Here is a 23,001-nt window from a genome sequence, read left to right on the forward strand (position 1 = left end):
AACACACCCGACTATGGCAACTATTAAGAAACCGGATCTCAGCGATCCCGTATTACGCGCCAAATTGGCGAAAGGCATGGGCCACAACTACTATGGTGAGCCGGCTTGGCCTAATGACTTGCTCTACATCTTCCCTGTGGTGATTTTGGGAAGCATCGCTCTCTGCGTGGGTTTGGCTGTGTTAGATCCCGCGATGGTGGGTGAGCCTGCTAATCCGTTTGCTACTCCTTTGGAAATTTTGCCGGAATGGTATCTGTGGCCGGCTTTCCAAATCCTCCGCATTTTGCCTAACAAGTTGCTGGGGATTGCCGGTATGACTTCGATTCCTCTGGGTTTGATGCTGGTTCCTTTTATTGAAAATGTGAACAAGTTTCAGAATCCTTTCCGCCGGCCGGTTGCTACCGCTGTATTCATGTTTGGTACTTTGGTGACTTTGTGGTTGGGTGTCGGTGCTGTTATGCCGATTGACAAGTCTCTGACTTTGGGCTTGTTCTAAGTTACAGCGATTTCCCTTCTTTAACGCCTGTCAGGTTTTCTGTAAGTGCTAGTTGTACTTTGAGAAATACTGACAGGCGCTTTTAATTTAAGATTTTATTAAGATTGACTAAAATTTTTAGATTTTATTTAGATTGAAAATTAAAAACTTTGCCCCGGATATGCTACGGGTTGCAGTGCGAAGTTTGATAAAAATTTAAACAAAAAAAGCTAAGTTAGCGGCACAATGGTAAGTGATATTCTTACCCCATCAACCATAGGTTAGGCTTGGTTATGTTTAAAGAAAAACATTTGACAGTTCAGAGTGATTTGTCTGTCTTAACCAAAGTGCAGAAGTGGTTTGAAGCTTTTTGTGCAGAAAATAGCGCTAAGTTTGCTTGGCCGCAAAGGCAGGTTTATGCGATGGAGTTGGCTTTGGCGGAGGGGTTTACAAATGCTGTACGCCACGCACATCAGGACTTGCCGCCGGCGACTCCTGTTAAAATTGATTTGGCGTTGTGGGATGACCGCCTAGAAATCCGCATTTGGGATCGGGGTAAGCCTTTTAATCCTGATTTGTTGGAGGAACCAAAACCGGGGACGCTTCAGGAGGGGGGTTATGGTTGGTTTTTGTTGCGCCGGTTGGCGGATAAGGTGCTTTATGAGCGTCATCAAGACCGGCAAAATTGTTTGTTGATTGTTAAGTATGATTTTCAGCAAGATGAGCGGTAAAGGCTCTTTTCATTGATGGCTTTTTTGGGGCCGGTGAAATAGCAAATTTTCTGAGAATTTTATCTTGTGGTCTGGCATAATTTGAGCTAATTTCTAGCATCTTACAGTTTTTAGATCCGGGGTGTTGGTATGTTAATTTAACCGCATCCTTTAGCAGATTAAGGCTGATGAAGACAAGTTTTTCCGAAAAAGACGATCTTGTGGATGAAAAAGAAATCGATGTTTTTGTGTTTTTGGAGGTTTTTTGTAGTGAGGGGGGTATTCAATCTTATGTTAAGGATCTTTTGAAGGCTTATAGTTCTATAGAAGGTCGCAAGGCTGAGGTTTTTATTTTAAGAGATAGTCCTGATTCTGATATTTTTTTTGCCTCAGAGTTTTTAAAATTTCACTTTTTGAAGACTTCACCGGCCTCTTTTGGTAGAATTCGTCTGGCTTTTAGTCTGGCTTCTTTTTTGCTGCTCAAACGTCCCCGCCGGCTTTTTTGCGGTCATGTTAAATTAGCACCATTAATACATTTTCTTTGCACAAAAACCCATATTCCTTATACGGTTTTAACCTATGGAAAGGAGGTTTGGGAACCGCTAAAAGGCAGTTATCAAAGGGCGCTTTTAGAGGCGGAGGAAATTTGGACTATTAGCCGTTATAGTCGTGATAAGGCTTGTGAGGCTAATGCGTTAAATCCTGAGAAATTCAAGATTTTACCTTGTGCGGTGGATGGGGAAGTTTTTACACCGGCCCGCAAATCTTTAACACTTTTGGAAAAATATAATTTAAAAGATAGCCGCGTTTTGATGACGGTGGCGCGGTTATGGTCTGGGGATATCTATAAGGGGGTGGATGTGACAATTCAGGCATTGCCAGAGATTGCACAAAAAGTAAAAAATGTCAAGTATTTAGTCATTGGCAGAGGAGACGACCGGCCCCGTTTAGAGAAAATAGCCGAAGAGTTGGGGGTGAGGGATAAAGTAGTATTTGCCGGGTTTGTGGCGAGTGAAGAGTTGGTGGAACATTACCGGCTGGCGGATGTGTACGTTATGCCGTCTCACGAAGGGTTTGGGATAGTGTATTTAGAGGCGATGGCGTGTGGAGTGCCGGTGGTGGCCGGAGATGCGGATGGTTCGGCTGATCCGCTGTTGGATGGTAAGCTGGGGTGGCGCGTCCCCCATCGGGATGCAGGAGCAGTTGCGCTGGCTTGTTTGGAAGCCTTGGAGGGGAAAGATAGCAGGTGTGATGGCGAGTGGTTGAGAAACGAAATGATCAAGAATTTTGGTAAAGATGCGTTTGAGGGCCGGTTTAAACAGATGCTTGATTTGTGATTAGTATGGAAGTATCCCATTAAAGCGCAATATTAGGAGAATTCCCCGTGACTCAGCGCAGCACAAACACATTTCAATTTAACCTTTCTGGAGTAAGCAACTGGCTGACTTTGTTGGCGATTGTGTGGTTAGTAGCAACATTTGGTTTAGGCTGGTTGGTAAATTCCTTGTTAATTTTATTAGGATTGGCCTTGTTTGTACCAGCCGTAGCATTTTTTGGACTGCGGTGGTGGTTAAATCGAAATTTAATACAAGCTGAATGTCCTGTTTGCAGCTATGAAATGTCTGCCTTAAACCAAACTCAACTACAATGTGCCAATTGTGGAGAACCGCTGCAAGCAGTCAACGGACAATTAGAACGTTTAACACCCCCAGGCACTATAGATGTAAAAGCCGTTGACATTTCGGCAGCACAATTAGAAGACAAATAAACTGTAGATTCCAACCACACCCCTAACGATCAAACCCTAAACCCATCTGCGTTAATCTGCGTTAATCTGCGGTTAAAAAAAATCAACCCCAATCGCTCAAGGATTTTTCGTTACCGACAAACTAAACGGATGCTGACCACCGGCCCGATCTCCCACATAAATGTTATAAGTTCCGGGTATCCACAACCCTGAAATTTCTGGTTGGGCTAAACCACAAAACCGGCCCGTCGGCCCTTCTATTAAAAGCGTTGGCTGACCGGCTCCTTGAACGGAAAAACGTAAATAAGTAAATTGCTCTGTTAATTGAAGTTGCAAATTAGGTGCAGCAGAGATTGAACCGCAGTCACCGCTGTTTTTTCCACCGCCAGAGGTGCCGGTGGTGATGGGTTTGGGGTCGGGGTTAAAACCGGGGGCTAAAATGACTTGTGCTTGAGCAATAACGCTGCTGAGTGCACCCCATATTAGGCCGGTTGCGGCGCTGATAAGGATTGTGCGGGTTAATTTTTTCATAGTTTGCGTCACAATGCTAGATATTTATTATTTATCTGACGAGAGGGGGGAAAACCCGGTTCCGATGCCATATGGAGGCGATTTTTTTTCACGCAGAAGAACCGGAGAGAGCTTTTTGTGGGATGGAAAGATTAAACAAGTTAAAATAGCGGTGCTGGATTTAAAAATAAGGCTAAGGCTATGAATTATTTTACTAATTTCGAGGGGGTATTGTCCCCTATGCAAGCCTTATCGCGTCACTTGTTAAAGTGGTACAAAAGGTTAGCTATTTTTGAAGATGGGGCGGTTATTATAGTTTGCATAGAAAAGCGCTAAATTGCAAATCGCTTTTTATTGGTTAGCTATTTTATTTAAAATAACGAGTAATTACCTGTAAATCCTCTGATGGCAAGTTCTAGTGTTCCTTTCGGTATTGAGCGGTTAAAACAAGTGTGGCCCTCTAAAACAAATGCTTTGCCCCTGTTGACGCGACGTTGCGGTGCTTGGGCTGCGGAAGTTTCTATTATTTTGGCAAGTGCGCTGATTCCTTTTGGTTGTGGTTTGTATGCTCAGTCTCACTTATCTGAGAAAGCGGTACCACTGAATCCAATTTTGTCGGCAACTCAGGTGGGGGTGGCGAAAAGTTTGGCCCTTCCTTTGCGGGAAACAAAGCAAAAGGTTTCGCCTTTAACTAATTTGTTTTGGACAGGGGCCCTTGTGATGCCTTGGGTTGTTGCCGGTTGGCAGCTTTATTTGTTGGCGAAAACCGGCAAAACTCTCCCGAAACGTTGGTTTAATTTGCAGGTGGTGACGGCTTCGGGTGAGGCGCCGGGTTTTAGTAAAGCTTTGTTGCGTGAGGGTAGTCGCTGGGGTTTGCCGGTGGGGGTTGGTTATACAATTTGGCGTTATGGTGGGGCGGTGCCAGATTTGGGGATTTTGACCGGCTTGGTGGCGGTGTTGATTGTGGCGGATGGGGTTTATGGGTTATTTTTCCGCCACCGCTGTACTTTCCATGACCGGCTGGCGGGGACTTTTGTTCAGGAGGCTGATTCTATTTTGCCGGCGTTTAGACAATTTGATGCGCCGCGTGGGGAATCTCAGTGGAATGAGGCTGATGAGGATGAGGCGATTGCTGCTTTGGTGGTGAGTGAAAAAAGTCAGTGGTCTAAACCTGGGTTTTGGTTTTGGGTTCGCCGCCATCCGGGTGTGGCGATTTTGATTGGCGGTGTTTCGGTTTTGGGGTCGATTTTGCTGACGTTTGTGGGGACTCAGGTTTATATTCAAGGTCAGGAAAATTTGCGGGCCGGTAAAAGGCAGGAAAATGAGCGTTTTTTACAGTTAGTTAATAAGTTTGCAAGTGATGAAAGACGCGGGGCTATTTTGGCGTTGGCAACGCTTCAAAGTCCTGATGCGGAGGTGATGGTTTTAGCGGATTTGTTGAGTTTAGAAAGTGACGCGCAACAGTTAGAGGCTATTTCTCAGGCTTTGGTTAGTGCGGGGCCGAAGTCTTTGCCTTATTTACACCGGCTGAATTTATCGCTGCGGAATGATTTGGATGGCGTGCGCTATGGGGGATCTAAGCAGGAAAAAAGAACTGTGGCTTTGCGTTTGCGGACGACTCAGCGGGCGATTTCTAAGATTTTGATGCTTTATAATGATCGTGTTCATGGGGCGGATTTGAGCCGCACAAATTTGGGGCAAATGAGTGAGCCGGCTCGGTTTAATTTGGTGTTGGATAAGTTGGATTTGTCGGGGATTGTTTTAAAAGGGGCGATTCTTTCTGGGGGTAGTTTTCAGGAGGCTCGTTTTTCTGGGCCGGGTGAGGATAATTTGTTTGGTACTTTTGATGATCAGTTTGCTGATTTGAGTGGGGCGGAGTTGAAGGAGGCGAATTTGTCTCGTGCTTTGCTGGCGGGGGTTTTGTTGAATAATACAAGTTTGATTCGGGCTAATTTGGCGAAGGCTAATTTGGCGAAGGCTAATTTAAGTGGGGCGAATTTAAGTAGTGCGGTTTTGATGGGGGCTTCTTTGCGAGAGGCTGTGTTAAAAAATGCTCGTTTGACGGGGGCTGATTTACAGGATGCTTCGTTGGTTGGGGCGAATTTAGTGGGTGCTCGTTTGGCTGAGGTTAAGGCGGCTGGGGCGAGTTTTAAGGGTGGGAATTTAAGTCAAACTGAGTGGAAGGGTGCGGATTTAAGGAAGGTTGTTTTGAGTGGGGGTAATTTAGAGTATGCTGATTTTTCTTCGGCTTCGCTTGAGGGGGCGTTTTTGCGGGGTGCGATGTTGAGATATGCGAGTTTTCGGGATGCGAATTTGGTGGGGGTTGATTTGCGGGGGGCTAATTTGCTGGGGGCTGATTTTCAGGGGGCGCTTTTTGTTGAGGAGGAGGTGAAGAAGCCGGATCAATTTATCCAAAAGGTGGGTAGTGGTTCGCCTTCTTTGGGTTTGCAGGGGGTGGATTTTTCTAAGGCGAAAAATTTGAATGTTAAGCAGTTGAGTTATATTTGTGAGCAGGGGGGTTTGCATCCGAAATGTGGGTTTATGGGCCGGTAAATTACAATTAAACGCCCTCTGGGGGTGTTTTATTAAGATCATACTAGATACGATTTTTATAGGGTCTTTTTGTTGGGGGATTTTTTAACCGCAGATGTTCGCAGATGTTCGCAGATGTATGGCAGGCAAGATGCCTGCTCCACAGATAGGTTATTTTTTAAAGCGGTTTTGGTAGAAGTTATAAAGTTTTTTTACTCCACAATATCTTTCTGCAATCCCTAAAAAATCACCGGCCTTAAGTTAAAATTAACCAAATCGCAAAATAGCAGGCAAGTGAGGAGTATAAAATGGAACATCTAAAAAAGTTGGTATGGGGAATGAGTTTACTCACAGCCTCAACAACAGCAGCATTGACTTTTAATGCTGGATTCGCCTACGCACAAGCCGCCTATGGTAGCTATGTCGGTGTCGGCGGATCGTTTGGTAGCGGTGGCGAAGATCGTCAAGGGCAAACCGCTGGCGTTATTGCCTTTCGTTATAAACTTTTAGAAGTACCGATTTCTTTACGCGCACAAGCTTTTTTAAATGGCGATGGTGCGGCTATTGTTCCGACAGTTTCTTATGATATTCCTACTAATTGGCAAACCGATGCTTATGTGGGTGCTGGGGTTTCTATTGCGGGTGGTGATACGCCGGTGGGAAATAAGCCAAGTTTTGCCATTCAGCCTGGAATTGATTACTCTTTACCTAATAGCCGCCTAGTCTTTTTTGGGAATGCAATTATTGCTTTTGATGCTTATCGAGAACAAGGGGGTGCAGCATTTTCTTTACAAGGTGGTGTGGGGTTACGATTTTAAGGGAAATGGTGGGCAATGTCCCACCCTACAAAGGTTTGATGTGAGCCGGTGGCCAGTATATTTTATACGCTTTTCCGATAATATTAGAGGCCGGTAAATATCCCCAAACGTGCGAATCAAAGCTATCATTCCGGTTATCTCCTAAGACAAAATAAAAGCCGCTTGGTATCACTTCGGGCCCCCATTCATAAAGGGGAGGTGCTGCAATATAAGGTTCATCTAAAGGAATGCTATTTAGAGATACAATGCCTTTTTTTATTTCAATAACTTCCCCTGGTTTTCCGATAGTCCTTTTAATAAATAAAGTGTCTGCCGGCACATCTTTGTTTTGGGCTGCTTTCGGTGCCTGAAAAACAATTAAATCACCTTTTTGGGGAATAAAATTGCTAGATTTATCGACAAAAATGCCATCCCCAATTTGCAAAGTAGGCAGCATTGAATCACTGGGAATACTGAACTTTTGAACTTTGCTTTCGATCCAGGCCGGTAAATAAGTAGTGATAATTCTTAGAATTAAAACCAAAACCACAAAAAAAATAATCAAATGTTTATAATGGCGGGGTTTGCGGTCAACAATTAAGTAAGAATGATAAGAAGCAAGCGCATATAACACCGGCGGAACTAAAAGCAATTGACGATAGAAAACGGCCAAATTTGCAAACAAAACAATCCCTGATAACAAAATCCCAGCCATCACAGCTTTTTCCAAATATAAATGCCCCAAACCTGGTAAAATCTGCGAAAGAAACACCGCTAACCAAGGATCTTTTGGGCTAGATTTTGATTTAACTTTTTTAGGGTAAGGTGTCGCATTTTGCCCCCTTTTTTTTCCGCTAATGCAATGATAAGCATCAACCAAATTCCATAAATATCCCCCAACTCCCGCACCTAAACCCGCCATTCCTAAAAGAGTATTTCCCCGCGCCGCAAAAATCGACCAAACAGAAAACGCTATTAAACTTGTTAAACTGATTAAAATTACACTTCCTTTTAAAATTTTTCCGGCATAAATTTGGCCTGAGCCTGGCAAAACCAAAGACAAATTTACCGCTAACCAAGGCTCTTTTATACGGGAAGATGCAGGCTGATAGATAGTTTGCAAAACCTTACCTCCTTCACCCCTCTATTCAAAAAAAGAGGGGAATTTATCAATCTTTTGCCTCAACAAATACGGCCTATTTAATTTAACTTATTTAGGCGGATGCCGGTGAACAAGAAGCGCGCTTGCTTGATCATTTGGTACTACCAAAACCTCGCTAATATTCACATGAGCAGGTCGGGTTACACAGAAAAATACCACATCCGCCACATCATCCCCCGTCAAAGGAGTTAAGTCTTGATAAACCTTTTTGGCGCGGTCAGTATCTCCATGAAATCGCACAATACTGAACTCAGTTTCCACTAACCCCGGTTCAATTTCCGTCACCCGAATAGGAGTACCAAGTAAATCTTGTTTTAGTCCTTCTGAAATTGCCCGCACAGCCGCTTTTGAGGCACAATAAACACTCCCCCCCGGATAAGCAGCACGACCGGCAATAGAGCCAATATTCACGACATGACCGCTACCTCTTTTTACCATCCCAGGAACAACTGTTCGAGTTACATAAAGCAACCCTTTAACATTCGTATCAATCATCTCTTGCCAATCTGGGATCGAGCCTTCATGGAGTTTTTCTAGCCCCCGACTTAACCCAGCATTGTTAATCAAAATCTCGATATTTTGCCAATTTTCAGGAAGATTTGAAAACACCTGCTCGACTTGTTGTAAATCTCGCACATCAAGCGAAATAAGATACGTTTCACAGCCGTATTCTTTGCGGAGTTCCTTAGCAAATTCTTCCAGCTTGTCATATCTTCTAGCGGCTAAAATTAACCTCGCACCGGCCCCCGCAAACACCCGCGCACAGGCAGAACCTATGCCACTTGATGCGCCGGTGATTAGCACAATTTTGTCTTTAACAGAAATCATTTCACTCCTTTTAAATTATCCCCAAAAACTTAACCCTTATTTACCCATATTCACCCGCTGAGTAACAGCAGTCATACCATCTTTTCGCACAACAATTGCTGAAAGCCATCGCGGTTGATTTTCTGCCGGCGCGCTACCAATCTTAAATAAACCTCCAGCTTGTAAAATTTCTAATTCAAAGGGAGTTGGTGTTAAATAAGTCTCAGCTTTCACCGGCTCTTCTAACGCGCTACCCAAAAGTAAATCCGTCTCCAGAGGTTCTTGCACAACCGCATCAAAACTATATTCCTGACCGGCCTTAATTTGCGCCGGCAATTTAATGTCTAACGTCGGAGGTTTTGCGCCGGTAGTCACTTGAGAACGTTCAGTTAAAATTTCTTGCTGAACAATTTTTTCCTGCTCATAACGCTGACGAGAACGTAAAGTAGCATTCAAAGTAAACTCTCGGCCATTATTCGACTGCTTGCCAACAATTTGAGTAATTGTTTCCGCAACAATTGTCTTGCCATCAACTTGCCAAGATTGCAACTCCGTACGATAGCTAATTTGCGGATAACGCTTCCAAAATTCCACCAAAGCATTTTGCAGATTATCACGAGTTAAACCGTCACTGTGGCTAAAACTTTGACTATAAAAATCCATCACCGCATTAATATCTTGCCGGTTAGCAGCGCTATCAATTTTAGTCAAAATAGCCTTAAGCTCAGGAGGTGCAGTATCCGGCGTCGCGGCCATCGCACCGGCACACCATAGCACAAACCCCAGCACAGCACCGAGTCCAGACATTTGAGAAAAACAGAAACGAGATTGAGATTGACGCATCATGGTGGTAATTTGAATAATTGGCAGACAAAGCGCAGCCAACTTATATCTTAGAATTTAGATTTTAAATTGGCGAATACAGAAAAAATCTCTTTTTTCCAACAAACTCTCTTCCCAGCCTCCACATCTGCTCCGCTAACATCTGCGATTAAAACTCCAAAACCTCACAATGACTACCCAACCCAAAAAACTCCTAATCGCCGCCAGCGGCACCGGCGGGCACTTATTCCCAGCACTTGCAGTAGCCGAACAACTCCAAGATTGTGAGATACAATGGCTAGGAGTCCCCGACCGGCTCGAAACCCAATTAGTGCCCAAACAATACCCCCTGCATAGTGTCCCCGTCGAAGGCTTCCAAACAAAAGGGCTCGGAACCGTAAAAGTTTTTGCCAAACTTGTCAGTTCGGTATTTACCGTGCGCCGGCTCCTCAAAAAAGGCAAATTTGACGGCGTTTTCACCACCGGCGGATATATCGCAGCCCCCGCCATTTTAGCAGCGCGTTCTCTCGGATTACCGGCCATTCTCCACGACTCCAACGCCTTACCCGGAAAAGTAACGCGCTGGTTTAGCAACTTTTGCACCGTAGTCGCCCTTGGCTTTGAAGCCGCATCCGCCTATTTACCTCGTGTAAAAACCCTTTATGTCGGCACGCCGGTGCGAAAACAATTTTTATCAGTCCAGAAATTAAATTTGCCGGTGCCGGACAATGTACCCCTAATCGTCGTCACGGGTGGCTCACAAGGTGCTGTAGCATTAAATAAATTAGTGAGAGAATGTGCGCCGGCCTGGTTTGAGCAGGGAGCATGGATCGTTCACCAAACCGGCGAAAATGACCCCGATGCACAAAGTTTGCAACACCCGCAGTATATTTCGCTACCGTTGTATGACAATATGGCCGGTTTATTTGAGCGGGCAGACTTGGCAATTTCGCGGGCCGGTGCCGGTACCTTAACAGAATTGGCAGCAACAGCCACACCGGCAATTTTAATCCCCTATCCCTTTGCCGCAGAAGATCACCAAGCCTTTAATGCCGCCGTATTTGAACGTGCCGGTGCCGCTGTGATGTGCCGGCAACAGCAACTTACAGCCGAAAAATTGCAGAGTTTGGTTTTAGACTTGTTGAAATCGCCAGAGCGGTTGCAAGAAATGGCAGATAAGGCGCGTTCCTTAGCAGTTCCCAATAGTGCGAGCCGGTTGGCCGGTTTGGTAAGAGAATATTTGGCCAATTAATCAAAAATCGCCGGCTTTTTTAGGAAAATGAGAGAGGGCTGCCATAAACCTTTAAAAAACCTCTTTTTTTATCTTGATGCTTTTTTCTAAAAAAGAAGTTTTAGTAATCACAAAAACGCCTTTTAAAGACAAACGCAGGAAAGTCGAGAAACCAAGTTTTTGAGCAGTATGGCAACAAAATCAAATCGAGGATGCCTGATAGAAAAACCTAATTTCTAAGCATACGAGTGCGTTTGTCCTGATGCCGATCAATTTGCCCCAAATCCTTAATCCCTAAATATGTCACCGGCAGAATTTGAATATTTAATCAAAAAAACCGTCACCTATCTTGAATTTCACAGCGATGATTCCGCCAAAGAATTAACCGCCGAGTGGGGGAAAATCCTGGCAGAAATTCAGGCGATCAAAAAAAAGAAAGCCAGCAAAAAAGCCGGCCCTCACGCCCCAAAATTAACAGGAGAAAATAAAGATTAAAATTCCCCCTCCCCGGCCAAAACTAAACATGGGGAGGAGGCAAATTAACAGAAAAAACCTAACCGGCCAAACTTTCTAAACTCAAAGGCACCATATCGCCAGTCGTTGTAAAGCCTAATAACATTGGCTCTTGCGGTCGGATGAGCTTGCCGGTGAGTACACAATGCTCTTCTTTTTCCGCCGTCGCCGAAAACGAGGCCCGAATATCATTTCTCGAAAAATTAGATCGATAATCTCCAGACTTTTGCTGAACGTAATTCCAGAGAATATCTCGAATTAACGCCTGATATCCCTGGTTTCCAGACAATTCTTTAAGCTTTTCTTTGAGATCCCGCTCCAATCGAATGCTGGTAACTTCCATCTCGGTTGTAGAAGTACGAGTCAGGGTCTGCATAAATTTTCCTCCGATAACTAGACAAGCTTGTAATATTAGTGTAGTATATTGGCTGTAGGATTCAAGTAGTAGCCTTCAAAGAGTTTTCCCGTGAACAGTCTAACCCTCGCCTCCACAACCGTTTTTGCAATCCAATGCCTCAGCCATTGGGAATCAGCAGATATGGATGTGGAGTTTATTTTTGTGGGTTTTTCGGGTTTGCCACAGCAAAACTACAGCAATAATAAAAACAATAATTATTCTGCCGCTATTCGGCGGGCACCAGAGAAAGCAAAGCAAGGAAGCGAGGTACACATTACTGTACCAACATAGGGCGAAAAATCAACTTTAACGGATTTTTATCACCCCCGCTTCCAACGAACAGAGGCGGGGGTGATTTTATTCAGGGTTTTGTCAATATAAAAGAAATCTCCCGCAATGGTCGCACTGTATAGCAACTTATGGGATGGGCATTATGACAACCGCAACCGAGATATTAAGTAGGTCAGTAGTCGTTTTTTCCCAAAACTACTTACCGATCAGCCGCATCAATATTAAGCGGGCAATTGTTTTGTTAGTCACCGGCAAGGCAGAACCCTTAAATTTGGGAACCCCACCCAGCATTAGCTGGCCGGTGCGTTCGCCAAGTTGTGTTTTACAAGTACCCGAACATATTCGTTTAACAATTGCCGGTGGCGAACGGATCTGGAAAATTCCGCCGGTCAACCGACGAGAAGTTTTACGGCGTGATCATCACACCTGCCAATACTGCGGTAGCGGCAAACATTTAACCCTCGATCACGTCATCCCTCGCTCAAAAGGAGGTTCCCACACTTGGGATAATATCGTCACCGCTTGCGAACGCTGTAATGCTCGTAAAGGCGACCGTACCCCCCTCCAAGCTGCCATGCCATTGAAGTGTCAACCTCGCGCACCCATGCACCCAACTGTTGCGTTTGCTGACCACTTCTGGCGCGACCAACACCTTAGAGAGTAGTCCTTTGTTAAGAGTCATTTGTCAAGAGTCAATCGTCTATTTTTTAGCATGAAATTATAATCAATCAAGAATGACTCTTGACCTATAAAAAAGGGCAAATGACAAATGACTCTTGACTCTTAATTTTTAGCCCCTCAGCAAAAAAAATAACGGGAGAAAACCGGCAATGCTGAAGTTTACATACACCGAAACAAGCTTTCACCTTGAGCGTTTGGCACAATCTTTAGAAGAATTGGTGGCAACACGAGTAATTTTGGCGATGCGAGTTGGTCAAAGCCTCTGTGTGCAACCGATTACAGCGTCGTTTTTGCTGCCTTCTAATTTACCCGGTTTGCATTATCTGGAAACCGAAACAAAACGAGAAGATTCAGAGGTGATTTCTGTGTGTGTTGCTGATGCAGAATTTGTCGAAATCAGCCTACAGGGAACGTGGATCGCTGCTGATAGCGAGACGGCTGAGGGAGTGTTTGTAACTTCACTTTTTGACCGTACCGAGTTTTTTTTGGTGAAGTTATGGCAAGAAGCCCAGAATAATATTTCCTGTGTCCGTGAAACACAAGATTGGTGATTATTGATTGGGAAGTGGGAATTTTTTTTAAAGTTACCGAGCTCTGTAGGGGTGGGGCTACTCTTTGGCCCAGGCATCCCCAGTGGCGCAGGCGGGACGCCGGCGATGATTGTGATTGCCCGATCATTGTGCCCGCCCCTGCCCTTCCACTCCCAATCATTTTTTTAAGGAGGAAACAATGCAGCCAGAACAGAAAAAAATTTTGATGGGATATTTTATTGAAGAGTCAAAAGACTTGCTGAAAACGCTGGAAAAAGGCATTCTAAATCTAGCGGAAAGTTTGGAAGATCCAGAATGCTTACAAGAATTGTTTCGCGCTGCTCATTCGCTGAAAGGTGGGGCAGCTTTTTTGCATATTGAGAGTATTGGTAAAACCGCTTTTAAGTTAGAAAAATGTTTTCGCGTCATTAAAGAGCAGCCGGTGGAGGCAGATGCAAAATTACAAGCGCTGTTTTTGCAAGCGCTTGAATTTCTTAAACAGTTAATTGAGCAAATGCAGAGTTATGAAGAATTGCCTGACGAAAAAATGTCCGCAATTGTTGCCACTAGCGAATCGACGTTTGAAGCCTTAACCTTTTACTTAGATATTTTAATTGTGGAAAAAAAGCTTTGTTGATTGGCGCGGTTAAGTTAATCGGCAACTCTTAACCATCCCCGGCGTACAGCATATAGCATTCGGTTAATGATTCTTAACTCTGTTTCGCTGAGACTGCCGGTGAGTAAAGCGGATTTAATGCTTTGGCGATTACTGGCAGTCATCATCCCTTGTTTCCAAACGTTGGCAAATAATTCTGGAAGGGTGGATTCTTCGGGTAAAATTGCATGGAATGACATAATTTTTGCGATCTTTTTAAGGAGTTCTGTGTTTCATGGGCTAACTATTGTTAAGATTAACTCTCCATAAGCCATTAATTTATCTATCTTTTGGATGAAAATTTCTCTCTATCTTAAAGCAGTTTTCCGCCGTGTTAGATATTTTTTACAACCAAACAACCACAAGTTTTCAACTAAATGTATCCGTTATTACAATTAAAGTTTACTTTCAATGCTGTGGCCCTACAAAAGTTAACTAAGGTAAGAATACTTTGATAAGATTGTAAAGTAATTTGTTCCTAAAATTCCGATGAGGTTTTGCGAATGGCAAGGGTGAGAGTTAGGCAGCACGTTAATCCCCTTAGTAACGTTTTTCAGGTGCCGGTGTTGCCCCCAGATTGGAGTCAAATTTATAAAGATTTAAGTAAACCCTTGCATTTAGATATTGGATGTGCTAGAGGCCGGTTTATTTTAAGTATGGCACAGGTAGAACCGGCCTGGAATTTTTTAGGTTTAGAAATCCGTCACCCTCTGGTAGAAGAAGCCAACAATATCGCGGCGGAAAAACAGTTAACAAATTTGTATTATTTCTTTTGCAATGCCAATAATTCCCTTAAATCTTTGCTGGAATCTCTACCACCGGCAATGCTGGAACGAGTCACAATTCAATTTCCCGATCCTTGGTTTAAAAACAAACATCAAAAACGGCGGATGGTTCAACCGGCAATGGTGGAAGAATTAGCTCAATTTTTAGTTCCGGGCGGGGAACTGTTTTTGCAATCGGATGTCAAAGAAGTAGCCCAGGAAATGCGAGAACGTTTTGCAGCTAATCCGGCTTTTGCTTTTAAACATGACCCGGAAATTTGGCTACCAGAAAATCCTTTGCCGGTGCAAACCGAACGAGAAATTGCTACTATAAGAAAAGGCCAGCCTGTTTACAGAACCTTATTTGTGCGGGTAGATAAAATATGAAAGTCACGGTTTTGAGTTTAGCACTTTTATTGTTAAACAGCACCCCATCTTTTGCTGCTAATCCTCAGCACGTCCAAAGACTCTTGCAAACAAAACAATGCAGAATGTGCAATTTAGGAGGTGCAGATTTAAGTAATCTTGACCTGAGTAAAACCGATTTGCGGAGTGCCTTTTTGGAGGGAGCAAATCTTTCTGGTACAAACCTTTCTGGCGCTGACTTGGTGGGTGCAAAACTCAAACGGGCAAACTTGACAAATACAAATTTAACAGCAGCTAATTTGCAACGGGCTGTGTTAAATGAGGCCGACTTAAATGGGGCTGATTTAACCTCGGCTAACTTAGATTTTTCCTTTTTAATCAAAGCCAATTTAACCGGCACAAAAATCACCGGCGCTTCTTTTATGAAAGCCAATTTAAAAGAAGCAAATGTCACCGGCTTAGACTTAACCGGCATCACCCTTACGGGTGCCATTCTCCCAGATGGCAGTGTTTCGGAGGAGGAAGAAGAATAAGTTATTTGTCATTTGTCATCCCCCCTTTTAAAGGGGGGTCAATGACTAAATCCATGATTCTAACCACATCCGAAGATTAAACTCGGCAGGAGAAAGGGGTAAACCTAAATAAATTGGCAACCAAAAAACAAAGGCAATTGCAATCGCAAAAATCACCGTCACACCGGCAGCGCGATAATAAATTTGGTAACTTCTTAACCAGCGTTCTACTAACCAAGCAACCGCCATAAAAGCAAATACAGAAGCCGGCATATAAAGATAAATAAAAGTGCAACGAGTCACCACCACCCAAGGTAAAAAATTTGCCGCATAATTCAGCACAACAAAACACACTAACCAGAACTCTGCCGGTGTGGGAAAGCGCAAAACTTGGTCATTTGCATTAAAATTATCTCCCTCTGTGTACCAAATAAAAACTCGATGAATTAAAATCACAGACAACAACAAAATTACTATCGCAGAAAGTACCCAAAGCAGAGGATTTCCCATGCCATGAACATCATAAAAAATTTGACCAACTTTGTCTGGTAAAGGTGGATACTGTGGCACCAATTCACGGCGAGTTAGTGCTTTTTCAAATAAATATACCATTGGACGCCACATCACAGGCCAAGTGAACCACCGCGAACAATAGGGGTGAATATCTTTGCCACTTTTTAAGCTTTTGTGAAAATTAAAAATCTTTTGATGAACGTCGAGAAAATTTGTATCCGTATTAATCTCTAAATGAGGCTGCCAAACTGCATAATAAACCGCTGCCGGCACAACTCCTAAAAACAGTAAAATTTTCCACCAAGACAATTGAATGAAACGTTTTTGAAGCAGGGGGAGAGGTAGAGGAATTTTGGAAGATAATTCAAAGCTTCTAATGCCGGTATCCGGGTTAATAATTTCAATTGTAGGCCGACTTAATTTTTCTTGTCGGCGGCGTTGCCAGTAAACAATTTGCGCCGCTAACCAAGTCAAACAAACTCCTAACCAAAACCCTAAACCGTTCCATTTAACCGAAATAGAACAGCCAAAAGATACGCCAGATAAAAACAACCAAAAAACACTTATAAATCCTCGATTATTCAAAGCTAAAAGAAATAACCATTGAGCAAGAAAACCAAAAAAAACTAGGTAAATATTAATTAAAGCAAAACGAGATTCAACTAAAAGTAAGCCATCTAAGGCAGTAAACAAACTTGCCAAAAAAGCATACAAACAGCGACCCGAAAGTTGATAAGCAACACCCCCCACAATCAAGGGTAAAAAAGACCCTACCAAGGCATTTAACCAACGATAACTAAACGGAGAAAGCAAAATTCCGCTTAAAGCATTGGGGGTGCCGGTGTTAAAAGGCAAATGAGAAGCTAACCAAATTGCAGCAGTAATGGCATATTTTCCTAGAGGCGGATGAGCATCAAAAAACGGCACTCCATCTAAATAATTAACCCCATAAACGGCATAATATCCCTCATCAAAAACCAGAGTATTAAAAAAGTTAATATTCCAAAATCTTAGCCCAAGCGACAGCAAAAACACACCCCACATTCCCAGGGCAAACCAGGGAAATTTAGAAGTTTTCTTGATTGGATAGTTTTGAGGATTCATTTTAGAGAAAAATTTAGATTTTAGAGGCATCAGTTGTTAATATCGGTTGAGCATATCAATCTTCGCAGTGCAGATGTAGAGACGTTGTGGCAGAACGTCTGTACCGCACTTAGCTGGCGGAGTTTTTGCTAATTGTGTCCTATTTTGCCAAAAAATGCACTCAATGGCTGTAGGCTAAAGGCGGTGTATTTCAGTTTAAAGCAATGAGTGATAGTGATTTCAATGTAAACCCTCAACCACCGGCCTCTGGGATTTCGGCGGCGGTAGCGGATTTTTTTAAATTTTCGCAAAACCACACAAATTTTCGCACAGAAATCCTGGCCGGTGTCACAACCTTTATGACAATGGCCTATATTTTGGCCGTTAACCCCGCAATTTTATCAAACGCCATTTTTTTACAAGAACCCAAGGATCTATTTGGAGAATTAGTAATCGCTACCGCCATTTCCTCAGCCATTGGCAGTATCGTCATGGCTTTAGTGGCAAATTATCCCTTTGCACTCGCCCCAGGAATGGGATTAAACGCTTATTTTGCCTTTTCTGTTGTCAAAGGATTAGGCATTGATTGGCGAGTTGCCCTCACTGCTGTTTTAATTGAAGGTTTAATTGTTATTGCCCTGACGCTTTCTAACATTCGTACCTTCATTCTTACCGCTATTCCTGAAAGTTTAAAACACGCCACAGCCGCTGGAATTGGCTTATTTTTAGCCTACATTGCCCTTGCCGGTGATCCTGCCACAGGAGGGGCTGGGATTATTGTTGCTAATCCTGCCACAAAAACAGCTTTAGGCAACTTAAGTCAACCATCAACTCTTATAGCAATTGCCGGTATTTTAATTACCTCTGCATTAGTTGCTCGCCGCATCAAAGGTGCTTTATTAATTGGCATTTTAGCAACCGCTTTATTAGGATGGATTTTAGGTGTTACACCCTGGCCGGCTGGTATTGTTGCTCTCCCTCAATGGCCGACAGATTTAGTCGGTCAATCGGTACTGGGATTATCTAAAATGATGCAAGGCAATGTTTTAGACTTTCTGGCAGTCACATTTGTGTTTTTGTTTGTCGATTTATTTGACACTATTGGTACAGTTGCCGGTGTAGGAATTCAAGCCGGTTATATCGATCAAAATGGTGAACTTCCCCGCGCTAAAGAAACTCTCCTTGCTGATGCCATTGGTACTACTGCCGGCGCTATTTTAGGAACTTCTTGCGTTACAACTTATATCGAATCTGCTTCAGGAGTTGCAGAAGGCGGACGCACCGGCTTTACAAGTATTGTTGTTGCCGGTTTTTTCCTGCTTTCTGTGTTCTTTATTCCGCTTTTTTCTGCCATCCCTGCCTTTGCCACAACTCCAGCTTTACTGATTGTTGGTGTTTTAATGGCCGGCAATGTTCGTAATATCCGCTGGGATGATCCCGCCGAATCTATTCCCTGTTTTTTAACATTGATAATGATGCCTTTAACTTATTCTATTGCCGAAGGTTTAGCTATTGGTTTTATTACTTATCCCTTGCTTAAAGCCTTTCAAGGAAAAACCAAAGAAGTTACTCCTGCTATTTGGGTTTTAGCTGGGGTTTTTCTATTACGTTTTGTCTTCATGGCTTTTCAAGCCGCGTAGCCCCATACTCGGCCCACCGGCATTTATAATGGTGGGCAGAACCCCGGCCTACAAATATGAAAGTAATCAGTTTTAACCTACGTTTTGATAAACCAGATCCAGGCAATAACGCCTGGAAATATCGTCTAAAAGCCATTACTGAATTAATCCACTCCTACGCCCCAGACATCATTGGAACCCAAGAATTATTACCTCACCAAATGTATGATTTACTGGGAAAACTACCCGACTATCAATGTGTAGGAAATGACCGCACCTGCACAGGCAAAGGCGAATATTGCGCCATTTTTTATCGCACAGAATTACTTTGTTTAGCAACCGGCGATTTTTGCTTAAGTGACACACCCGAAATACCAGGCAGCATTAGTGAAAGTTGGGGTAATCCCATCCCGCGTATGGCAACTTGGGCAATTTTTTCTGATCCCAACCAACAGAAATTTACTTTATTTAATACCCATTTAGATTATCGCAGCCAAAAAGCCCGCGAATTGGGGGCAAAATTAATTTGTGAACGCATGAGTCAAATTCAGAATAACGATTCTTTTCTATTACTCACCGGCGACTTTAACGCCGAACCCCAAACAATCGCTAGACAAACTTTTCTCAAATTGCTATCAAATAATATTCAACTTGTGGATGCCCTTGGTGGTCTGCCGATCAGCCAACAACAAACTTTTCACGACTTCACCGGCAAAGCTTTTGCAGCAATTGATACCATTTATTACGATTCGCGCTTAAAATTGCAGCAAGTAAAAATAGATACAGGCCGGTGGTTAGAAGTTTGGCCCTCCGATCATTTGCCCGTCATCGCAGAAGTTTCCTAAATGGCAATAATCAGAAAAACTTTATCGGTGATTAGGTGGGCAGTTTAGAAAAAATCACCCATAATAAATCACATCCTCATTCAAACTCCACAGCAATTATGAAAGGCAATTTATATCTCACCGGCATTCTCTCCACCGCCACCCTCACCGCCGCTGTAGTCTTCGCATCCGTCAGCCCCTCGGTGGCTGGTGGTTGCCCCTTCTTCAGCCAAAGCAAAGGCACCGCCCTCTCTTCTGATGGCGCTTCCTCGGCTGCCCTCAGCCAAAAATACATGACTAAAAAACTCGCTATCGGCGGCTTGGGATTGGCTGGGGTTGCTGGTTTGGTGGCTGCCGGTGTTGCCTACAAAGCCGGTCGCAAAAAGCAAGCAGAAGCTATCATCATCGATGAGATAGCGGTGATTGAAGAAGTAGTCACCCCGGCGGAAACAGTCGAAAAAGAACTCACCCTCGTTCGCTAAACTAAAAGCAATTTTTGGGCAAATTTCAAAAATAACCCTCTTTCAGCAATGCAAGAGGGTTTTATCCGTTTTTTGTGGAGAAAAAACTGCAATGGATGCCAAAATTTTACGCTTGCAATCAATCGCTTTTCGAGAGAAACTGGCCTTTTATTTAGAAGATATTGAAACCCCAGCCGGTCGCGCTATCAATTTATTTATTACAAGTATTATATTGCTATCTTGCGTCGTCTTTGTCGCAGAAACCTACCCCCTCCCAGCCGCCTTTCAAGTTATTTTACATAATATAAATACAGGCACTTTAGTCTTTTTTGCCCTTGAATATTTACTGCGGCTATGGTGTGCAGAACACAAGCTAAAATTTATCTTCAACCCCTATGCCTTAATCGATTTTATCGTTATTTTGCCCTTAATTTTAAGAGTGGTTGATATTAGCTTTTTAAGAATATTTCGCTGGTTTCGAGTCTTACGACTGCTCAGATTTTTAGACAAAAAAACGTTAATTTTTGGTAAAATAAGTGCTGAAGATAGCGTGATTGTTGCCCGAATTTTATTTACATTAATAGCCATTATTTTTGTATTTTCTGGCCTCATATATCAAGTCGAGCATCCAGTCAACCCCGAAACTTTTGCCACCTTTTTTGATGCGGTTTATTTTTCCGTTGTTACTATGACTACCGTAGGTTTTGGCGATGTTACTCCTATTTCCCAAGCAGGCCGGTTTATGACTGTTTTAATGATTTTAACCGGCATTGCTCTCATACCCTGGCAATTAGGCGATCTGATTAAGCAATTCGTCAAAACTGCCAATCAAGTTAAAACTCCTTGTCGAAAATGTGGTTTAGGTTTCCACGATGCTGATGCTCGTTTTTGTAAGCGTTGTGGTACTGAGTTAGATAATCCTTAAGAGTTTTTTAACCGCAGATGTTAGGCGTAGCCGCGCGTAGCGCTACGCAGATGAACTCGGATGAACTCGGATGAACGCAGATGAACTCGGATGTTATTTTTCTATTGTCCAAATTCTAACCTTGCCTGTTCTACAATTTCGGGTGTCACTACATCTAACTCTCCCTCCCGCGCCAGTTGTTCGATACGCTGTCTGGCTTGAGAACGTACAAAATAAGGAATATTTTTTAACTTCAGCTTTGCTTCAGCAGTCCATTTCAACTCATCAGAAAAATCAGAATTCATCATAGCTAATTAAATAAATATCTAAAACCTAAAACGATTATAGTAGGTTGGCTTAACCAACGAAACCCAATTATCCCCAAACAAAAAAAATGTCCCTGCCGAAGCAGGAACACTTTTTAAAATATGAATAACTCAAAAATTAGTCGAGGTCATTCATAAACATCACCGGCTCATTTTCGCGGTCGATACCTTTTTCAAAACCGGCAGCAGCAGCACGAGCGCGGCCAGCGTGCCACAAGTGACCGATCAAGAAGAAGAAAGCCAAGATGAAGTGAGAAGCGGCCAGCCAAGCACGGGGGTTAACATAGTTAAACCCGTTGATGTCGGTGATAATACCACCCACAGAGTTGATAGAACCGTTAGGAGCATGGGTCATATACTCAGCAGCACGGCGCAATTGCCAAGGCTGAATATCGTTCTTAATTTTATTCAAATCAAGACCATTAGGCCCACGCAGAGGCTCCAACCAAGGACCTTGGAAGTCCCAGAAACGCATGGTTTCACCACCGAGGATGATTTCGCCGGTAGGAGAACGCATCAGGTATTTACCCAGACCGGTTGGGCCTTGAGCAGAACCCACGTTAGCACCCATTTGTTGGTCACGGGCCAAGAACGTCAAAGCTTGAGCCTGAGAAGACTCAGCGTTGGTCGGGCCGTAGAACTCACTGGGGTAAACAGTGTTGTTGAACCACACATAGCAAGAAGCGATAAAGCCCATCAAGGACAAAGCGCCCAAGCTATAAGACAGATAAGCTTCACCAGACCAAATGAAAGCACGACGTGCCCAGCCAAAAGGCTTGGTGAGAATGTGCCAAACACCACCGGCAATGCAGATAAAGCCGACCCAAATGTGACCACCGATAACGTCTTCCATGTTGTTGACGCTACAGATCCAGCCTTCGCCACCAAACGGAGAACGAGCCAAATAGCCGAAGATCACAGCCGGGTTTAACGTCGGGTTCGTGATCACGCGAACGTCACCACCACCAGGCGCCCAGGTGTCATACACACCGCCGAAGAACATGGCCTTAAACACCAACAGCAGCGCACCGCAACCCAATAAAATCAGGTGATAGCCGATGATGTTGGTCATTTGGTTCTTATCTTTCCAGTCGTAGCCAAAGAAAGAAGAGTATTCTTCCAAGGTTTCCGGGCCACGAATTGCGTGATAGATACCACCCAAACCGAGAACGGCAGACGAGATCAAGTGCAGAACACCGACCACGAAGTAGGGGAAAGTATCGATAACTTCACCACCAGGGCCAACACCCCAGCCTTGAGTTGCCATGTGAGGGATCAAAATGAAACCCTGCTCATACATGGGCTTTTCGGGGACAAAGTGAGCGACTTCAAACAAAGTCATCGCACCGGCCCAGAACACAATCAAACCAGCGTGAGCGACGTGGGCGCCCAGCAGCTTACCAGAGAGATTAATCAGGCGTGCGTTACCAGACCACCAGGCAAACCCTGAAGATGCCTGGTCACGTCCGCTCACCATTGCGCTGTTAAAGGATGTTTGCACGGAGCAGAACCTCTTTTGTCTTCAACACTAAGTAAACATTAGTTGTCAATTGTCCTTTGTCATTAGTCCCTAGTCATTTGTCAAATCGAATTTCCAGCCGAATTACTAACGACAATTGACTAATGACAATGGACTCTTACAGAGCGTTACCGCGAGGCAGCACTTCTTCGGGGAACTCGAAGTTTTCGTGCGGTTGGTCAGCCGGTGCCATCCAAGCGCGGATACCTTCGTTGAGGAGAATGTTCTTGGTATAGAACGTTTCAAACTC

Annotated in this window: 27 protein-coding genes and 1 pseudogene; 18 read left to right on the top strand and 10 right to left on the bottom strand. The window is 43.7% G+C overall.

Annotated elements, in window-relative coordinates; translation table 11 throughout:
* The first annotated feature begins 13 nt into the window (after window positions 1-13).
* The 4 genes from petD (at window position 14) to NG798_RS16725 (ending at window position 2,953) form a co-directional block, all read left to right on the top strand.
* A complete protein-coding gene (petD, locus tag NG798_RS16710) occupies window positions 14-496 on the top strand; it encodes a cytochrome b6-f complex subunit IV (protein WP_261224821.1) in 483 nt (160 codons plus the stop codon).
* A gap of 272 nt (window positions 497-768) precedes the next feature.
* On the top strand, window positions 769-1,206 hold the full coding sequence (locus NG798_RS16715) for an anti-sigma regulatory factor (RefSeq protein ID WP_261224822.1): 438 nt from the start codon (window positions 769-771) through the stop codon (window positions 1,204-1,206).
* Window positions 1,207-1,373: 167 nt separating this feature from the next.
* Window positions 1,374-2,522 carry a glycosyltransferase family 4 protein gene (locus tag NG798_RS16720; RefSeq protein ID WP_261224823.1) on the top strand — a complete coding sequence of 383 codons (1,149 nt, stop codon included), beginning with the start codon at window positions 1,374-1,376 and terminating at the stop codon, window positions 2,520-2,522.
* 47 nt (window positions 2,523-2,569) lie between these two features.
* Window positions 2,570-2,953, top strand: a complete 384-nt coding sequence (locus tag NG798_RS16725; RefSeq protein ID WP_261224824.1) for a DUF2614 family zinc ribbon-containing protein — start codon at window positions 2,570-2,572, stop codon at window positions 2,951-2,953.
* A 96-nt stretch (window positions 2,954-3,049) separates the two neighbouring features.
* On the opposite strand, the gene NG798_RS16730 is transcribed toward NG798_RS16725, so the two are convergent.
* Complete coding sequence (locus tag NG798_RS16730) at window positions 3,050-3,463, bottom strand: hypothetical protein (protein ID WP_261224825.1); 414 nt, start codon at window positions 3,461-3,463, stop codon at window positions 3,050-3,052.
* Window positions 3,464-3,847: 384 nt separating this feature from the next.
* Between NG798_RS16730 and NG798_RS16735 the strand changes: the two genes are divergently transcribed.
* Together NG798_RS16735 and NG798_RS16740 are read left to right on the top strand one after the other, a co-directional pair.
* Window positions 3,848-5,995 (top strand): pentapeptide repeat-containing protein, encoded by a 2,148-nt coding sequence (locus NG798_RS16735; protein ID WP_261224826.1) that lies wholly within the window; start codon window positions 3,848-3,850, stop codon window positions 5,993-5,995.
* 287 nt (window positions 5,996-6,282) lie between these two features.
* Window positions 6,283-6,792 (top strand): hypothetical protein, encoded by a 510-nt coding sequence (locus tag NG798_RS16740; RefSeq protein ID WP_261224827.1) that lies wholly within the window; start codon window positions 6,283-6,285, stop codon window positions 6,790-6,792.
* A gap of 25 nt (window positions 6,793-6,817) precedes the next feature.
* On the opposite strand, the gene lepB is transcribed toward NG798_RS16740, so the two are convergent.
* The 3 genes from lepB to NG798_RS16755 form a co-directional block, all read right to left on the bottom strand.
* Window positions 6,818-7,894, bottom strand: coding sequence for a signal peptidase I (gene lepB, locus NG798_RS16745; RefSeq protein ID WP_261224828.1), 1,077 nt, complete (start codon window positions 7,892-7,894; stop codon window positions 6,818-6,820).
* Window positions 7,895-7,981: 87 nt separating this feature from the next.
* The gene (locus NG798_RS16750) at window positions 7,982-8,761 is read right to left on the bottom strand and encodes an SDR family oxidoreductase (protein WP_261224829.1); all 780 of its coding nucleotides are present in this window, start codon (window positions 8,759-8,761) and stop codon (window positions 7,982-7,984) included.
* A gap of 36 nt (window positions 8,762-8,797) precedes the next feature.
* Window positions 8,798-9,586, bottom strand: coding sequence for a nuclear transport factor 2 family protein (locus NG798_RS16755; protein WP_261224830.1), 789 nt, complete (start codon window positions 9,584-9,586; stop codon window positions 8,798-8,800).
* Window positions 9,587-9,752: 166 nt separating this feature from the next.
* Here NG798_RS16755 and murG point away from each other — a divergent pair, with 166 nt between their 5' ends.
* Together murG and NG798_RS16765 are read left to right on the top strand one after the other, a co-directional pair.
* Window positions 9,753-10,814: an undecaprenyldiphospho-muramoylpentapeptide beta-N-acetylglucosaminyltransferase gene (gene murG, locus NG798_RS16760; protein ID WP_261224831.1), complete on the top strand. Its 1,062-nt coding sequence runs from the start codon at window positions 9,753-9,755 to the stop codon at window positions 10,812-10,814.
* 279 nt (window positions 10,815-11,093) lie between these two features.
* Complete coding sequence (locus tag NG798_RS16765; RefSeq protein ID WP_261224832.1) at window positions 11,094-11,288, top strand: hypothetical protein; 195 nt, start codon at window positions 11,094-11,096, stop codon at window positions 11,286-11,288.
* Window positions 11,289-11,346: 58 nt separating this feature from the next.
* Here the strand turns inward: NG798_RS16765 and NG798_RS16770 are convergent, their stop codons facing one another.
* Complete coding sequence (locus NG798_RS16770; protein WP_261224833.1) at window positions 11,347-11,682, bottom strand: ribbon-helix-helix domain-containing protein; 336 nt, start codon at window positions 11,680-11,682, stop codon at window positions 11,347-11,349.
* A gap of 90 nt (window positions 11,683-11,772) precedes the next feature.
* Between NG798_RS16770 and NG798_RS16775 the strand changes: the two genes are divergently transcribed.
* The 4 genes from NG798_RS16775 to NG798_RS16790 all read left to right on the top strand — a co-directional run bounded on the left by NG798_RS16775 (window position 11,773) and on the right by NG798_RS16790 (window position 13,842).
* A complete protein-coding gene (locus NG798_RS16775; protein ID WP_261224834.1) occupies window positions 11,773-11,994 on the top strand; it encodes a hypothetical protein in 222 nt (73 codons plus the stop codon).
* 142 nt (window positions 11,995-12,136) lie between these two features.
* Window positions 12,137-12,658 carry an HNH endonuclease gene (locus tag NG798_RS16780; protein WP_261224835.1) on the top strand — a complete coding sequence of 174 codons (522 nt, stop codon included), beginning with the start codon at window positions 12,137-12,139 and terminating at the stop codon, window positions 12,656-12,658.
* A gap of 166 nt (window positions 12,659-12,824) precedes the next feature.
* Entirely contained in the window at window positions 12,825-13,226 is a 402-nt protein-coding gene (locus NG798_RS16785; protein ID WP_261224836.1) for an alr0857 family protein, read from the top strand.
* 178 nt (window positions 13,227-13,404) lie between these two features.
* Window positions 13,405-13,842 (top strand): Hpt domain-containing protein, encoded by a 438-nt coding sequence (locus tag NG798_RS16790; RefSeq protein WP_261224837.1) that lies wholly within the window; start codon window positions 13,405-13,407, stop codon window positions 13,840-13,842.
* 14 nt (window positions 13,843-13,856) lie between these two features.
* Here the strand turns inward: NG798_RS16790 and NG798_RS16795 are convergent, their stop codons facing one another.
* Window positions 13,857-14,060, bottom strand: a complete 204-nt coding sequence (locus NG798_RS16795) for a hypothetical protein (protein WP_261224838.1) — start codon at window positions 14,058-14,060, stop codon at window positions 13,857-13,859.
* Between the two features lie 303 nt (window positions 14,061-14,363).
* On the opposite strand from NG798_RS16795, the gene trmB reads away from it, so the two are divergent.
* Both trmB and NG798_RS16805 read left to right on the top strand, forming a co-directional pair.
* Window positions 14,364-15,011: a tRNA (guanosine(46)-N7)-methyltransferase TrmB gene (gene trmB / locus NG798_RS16800; RefSeq protein WP_261224839.1), complete on the top strand. Its 648-nt coding sequence runs from the start codon at window positions 14,364-14,366 to the stop codon at window positions 15,009-15,011.
* Entirely contained in the window at window positions 15,008-15,523 is a 516-nt protein-coding gene (locus NG798_RS16805) for a pentapeptide repeat-containing protein (RefSeq protein ID WP_261224840.1), read from the top strand. Before trmB ends, NG798_RS16805 begins: the two co-directional genes overlap by 4 nt.
* A 45-nt stretch (window positions 15,524-15,568) precedes the next feature.
* Here NG798_RS16805 and NG798_RS16810 read toward each other — a convergent pair whose 3' ends face one another.
* Entirely contained in the window at window positions 15,569-17,119 is a 1,551-nt protein-coding gene (locus NG798_RS16810; protein ID WP_261224841.1) for a dolichyl-phosphate-mannose--protein mannosyltransferase, read from the bottom strand.
* Between the two features lie 203 nt (window positions 17,120-17,322).
* Between NG798_RS16810 and NG798_RS16815 the strand changes: the two genes are divergently transcribed.
* From NG798_RS16815 to NG798_RS16830, 4 genes are all read left to right on the top strand, one after another.
* On the top strand, window positions 17,323-18,738 hold the full coding sequence (locus tag NG798_RS16815) for an NCS2 family permease (protein WP_261224842.1): 1,416 nt from the start codon (window positions 17,323-17,325) through the stop codon (window positions 18,736-18,738).
* A gap of 56 nt (window positions 18,739-18,794) precedes the next feature.
* Window positions 18,795-19,562 carry an endonuclease/exonuclease/phosphatase family protein gene (locus tag NG798_RS16820; RefSeq protein ID WP_261224843.1) on the top strand — a complete coding sequence of 256 codons (768 nt, stop codon included), beginning with the start codon at window positions 18,795-18,797 and terminating at the stop codon, window positions 19,560-19,562.
* 98 nt (window positions 19,563-19,660) lie between these two features.
* Window positions 19,661-20,023, top strand: a complete 363-nt coding sequence (locus NG798_RS16825; protein ID WP_261224844.1) for a hypothetical protein — start codon at window positions 19,661-19,663, stop codon at window positions 20,021-20,023.
* Between the two features lie 91 nt (window positions 20,024-20,114).
* The gene (locus NG798_RS16830; protein WP_261224845.1) at window positions 20,115-20,927 is read left to right on the top strand and encodes an ion transporter; all 813 of its coding nucleotides are present in this window, start codon (window positions 20,115-20,117) and stop codon (window positions 20,925-20,927) included.
* Window positions 20,928-21,028: 101 nt separating this feature from the next.
* Here the strand turns inward: NG798_RS16830 and NG798_RS16835 are convergent, their stop codons facing one another.
* The 3 genes and pseudogenes from NG798_RS16835 to NG798_RS16845 all read right to left on the bottom strand — a co-directional run.
* A complete protein-coding gene (locus tag NG798_RS16835) occupies window positions 21,029-21,214 on the bottom strand; it encodes a PCP reductase family protein (protein ID WP_261224846.1) in 186 nt (61 codons plus the stop codon).
* Window positions 21,215-21,350: 136 nt separating this feature from the next.
* The gene (gene psbC / locus NG798_RS16840) at window positions 21,351-22,709 is read right to left on the bottom strand and encodes a photosystem II reaction center protein CP43 (RefSeq protein ID WP_263013009.1); all 1,359 of its coding nucleotides are present in this window, start codon (window positions 22,707-22,709) and stop codon (window positions 21,351-21,353) included.
* 160 nt (window positions 22,710-22,869) lie between these two features.
* A pseudogene (locus NG798_RS16845) lies at window positions 22,870-23,001 on the bottom strand (photosystem II D2 protein (photosystem q(a) protein)); the annotation flags it as partial.

The organism is Ancylothrix sp. D3o (genome assembly GCF_025370775.1).
Classification (GTDB): Bacteria; Cyanobacteriota; Cyanobacteriia; order Cyanobacteriales; family Oscillatoriaceae; genus Ancylothrix.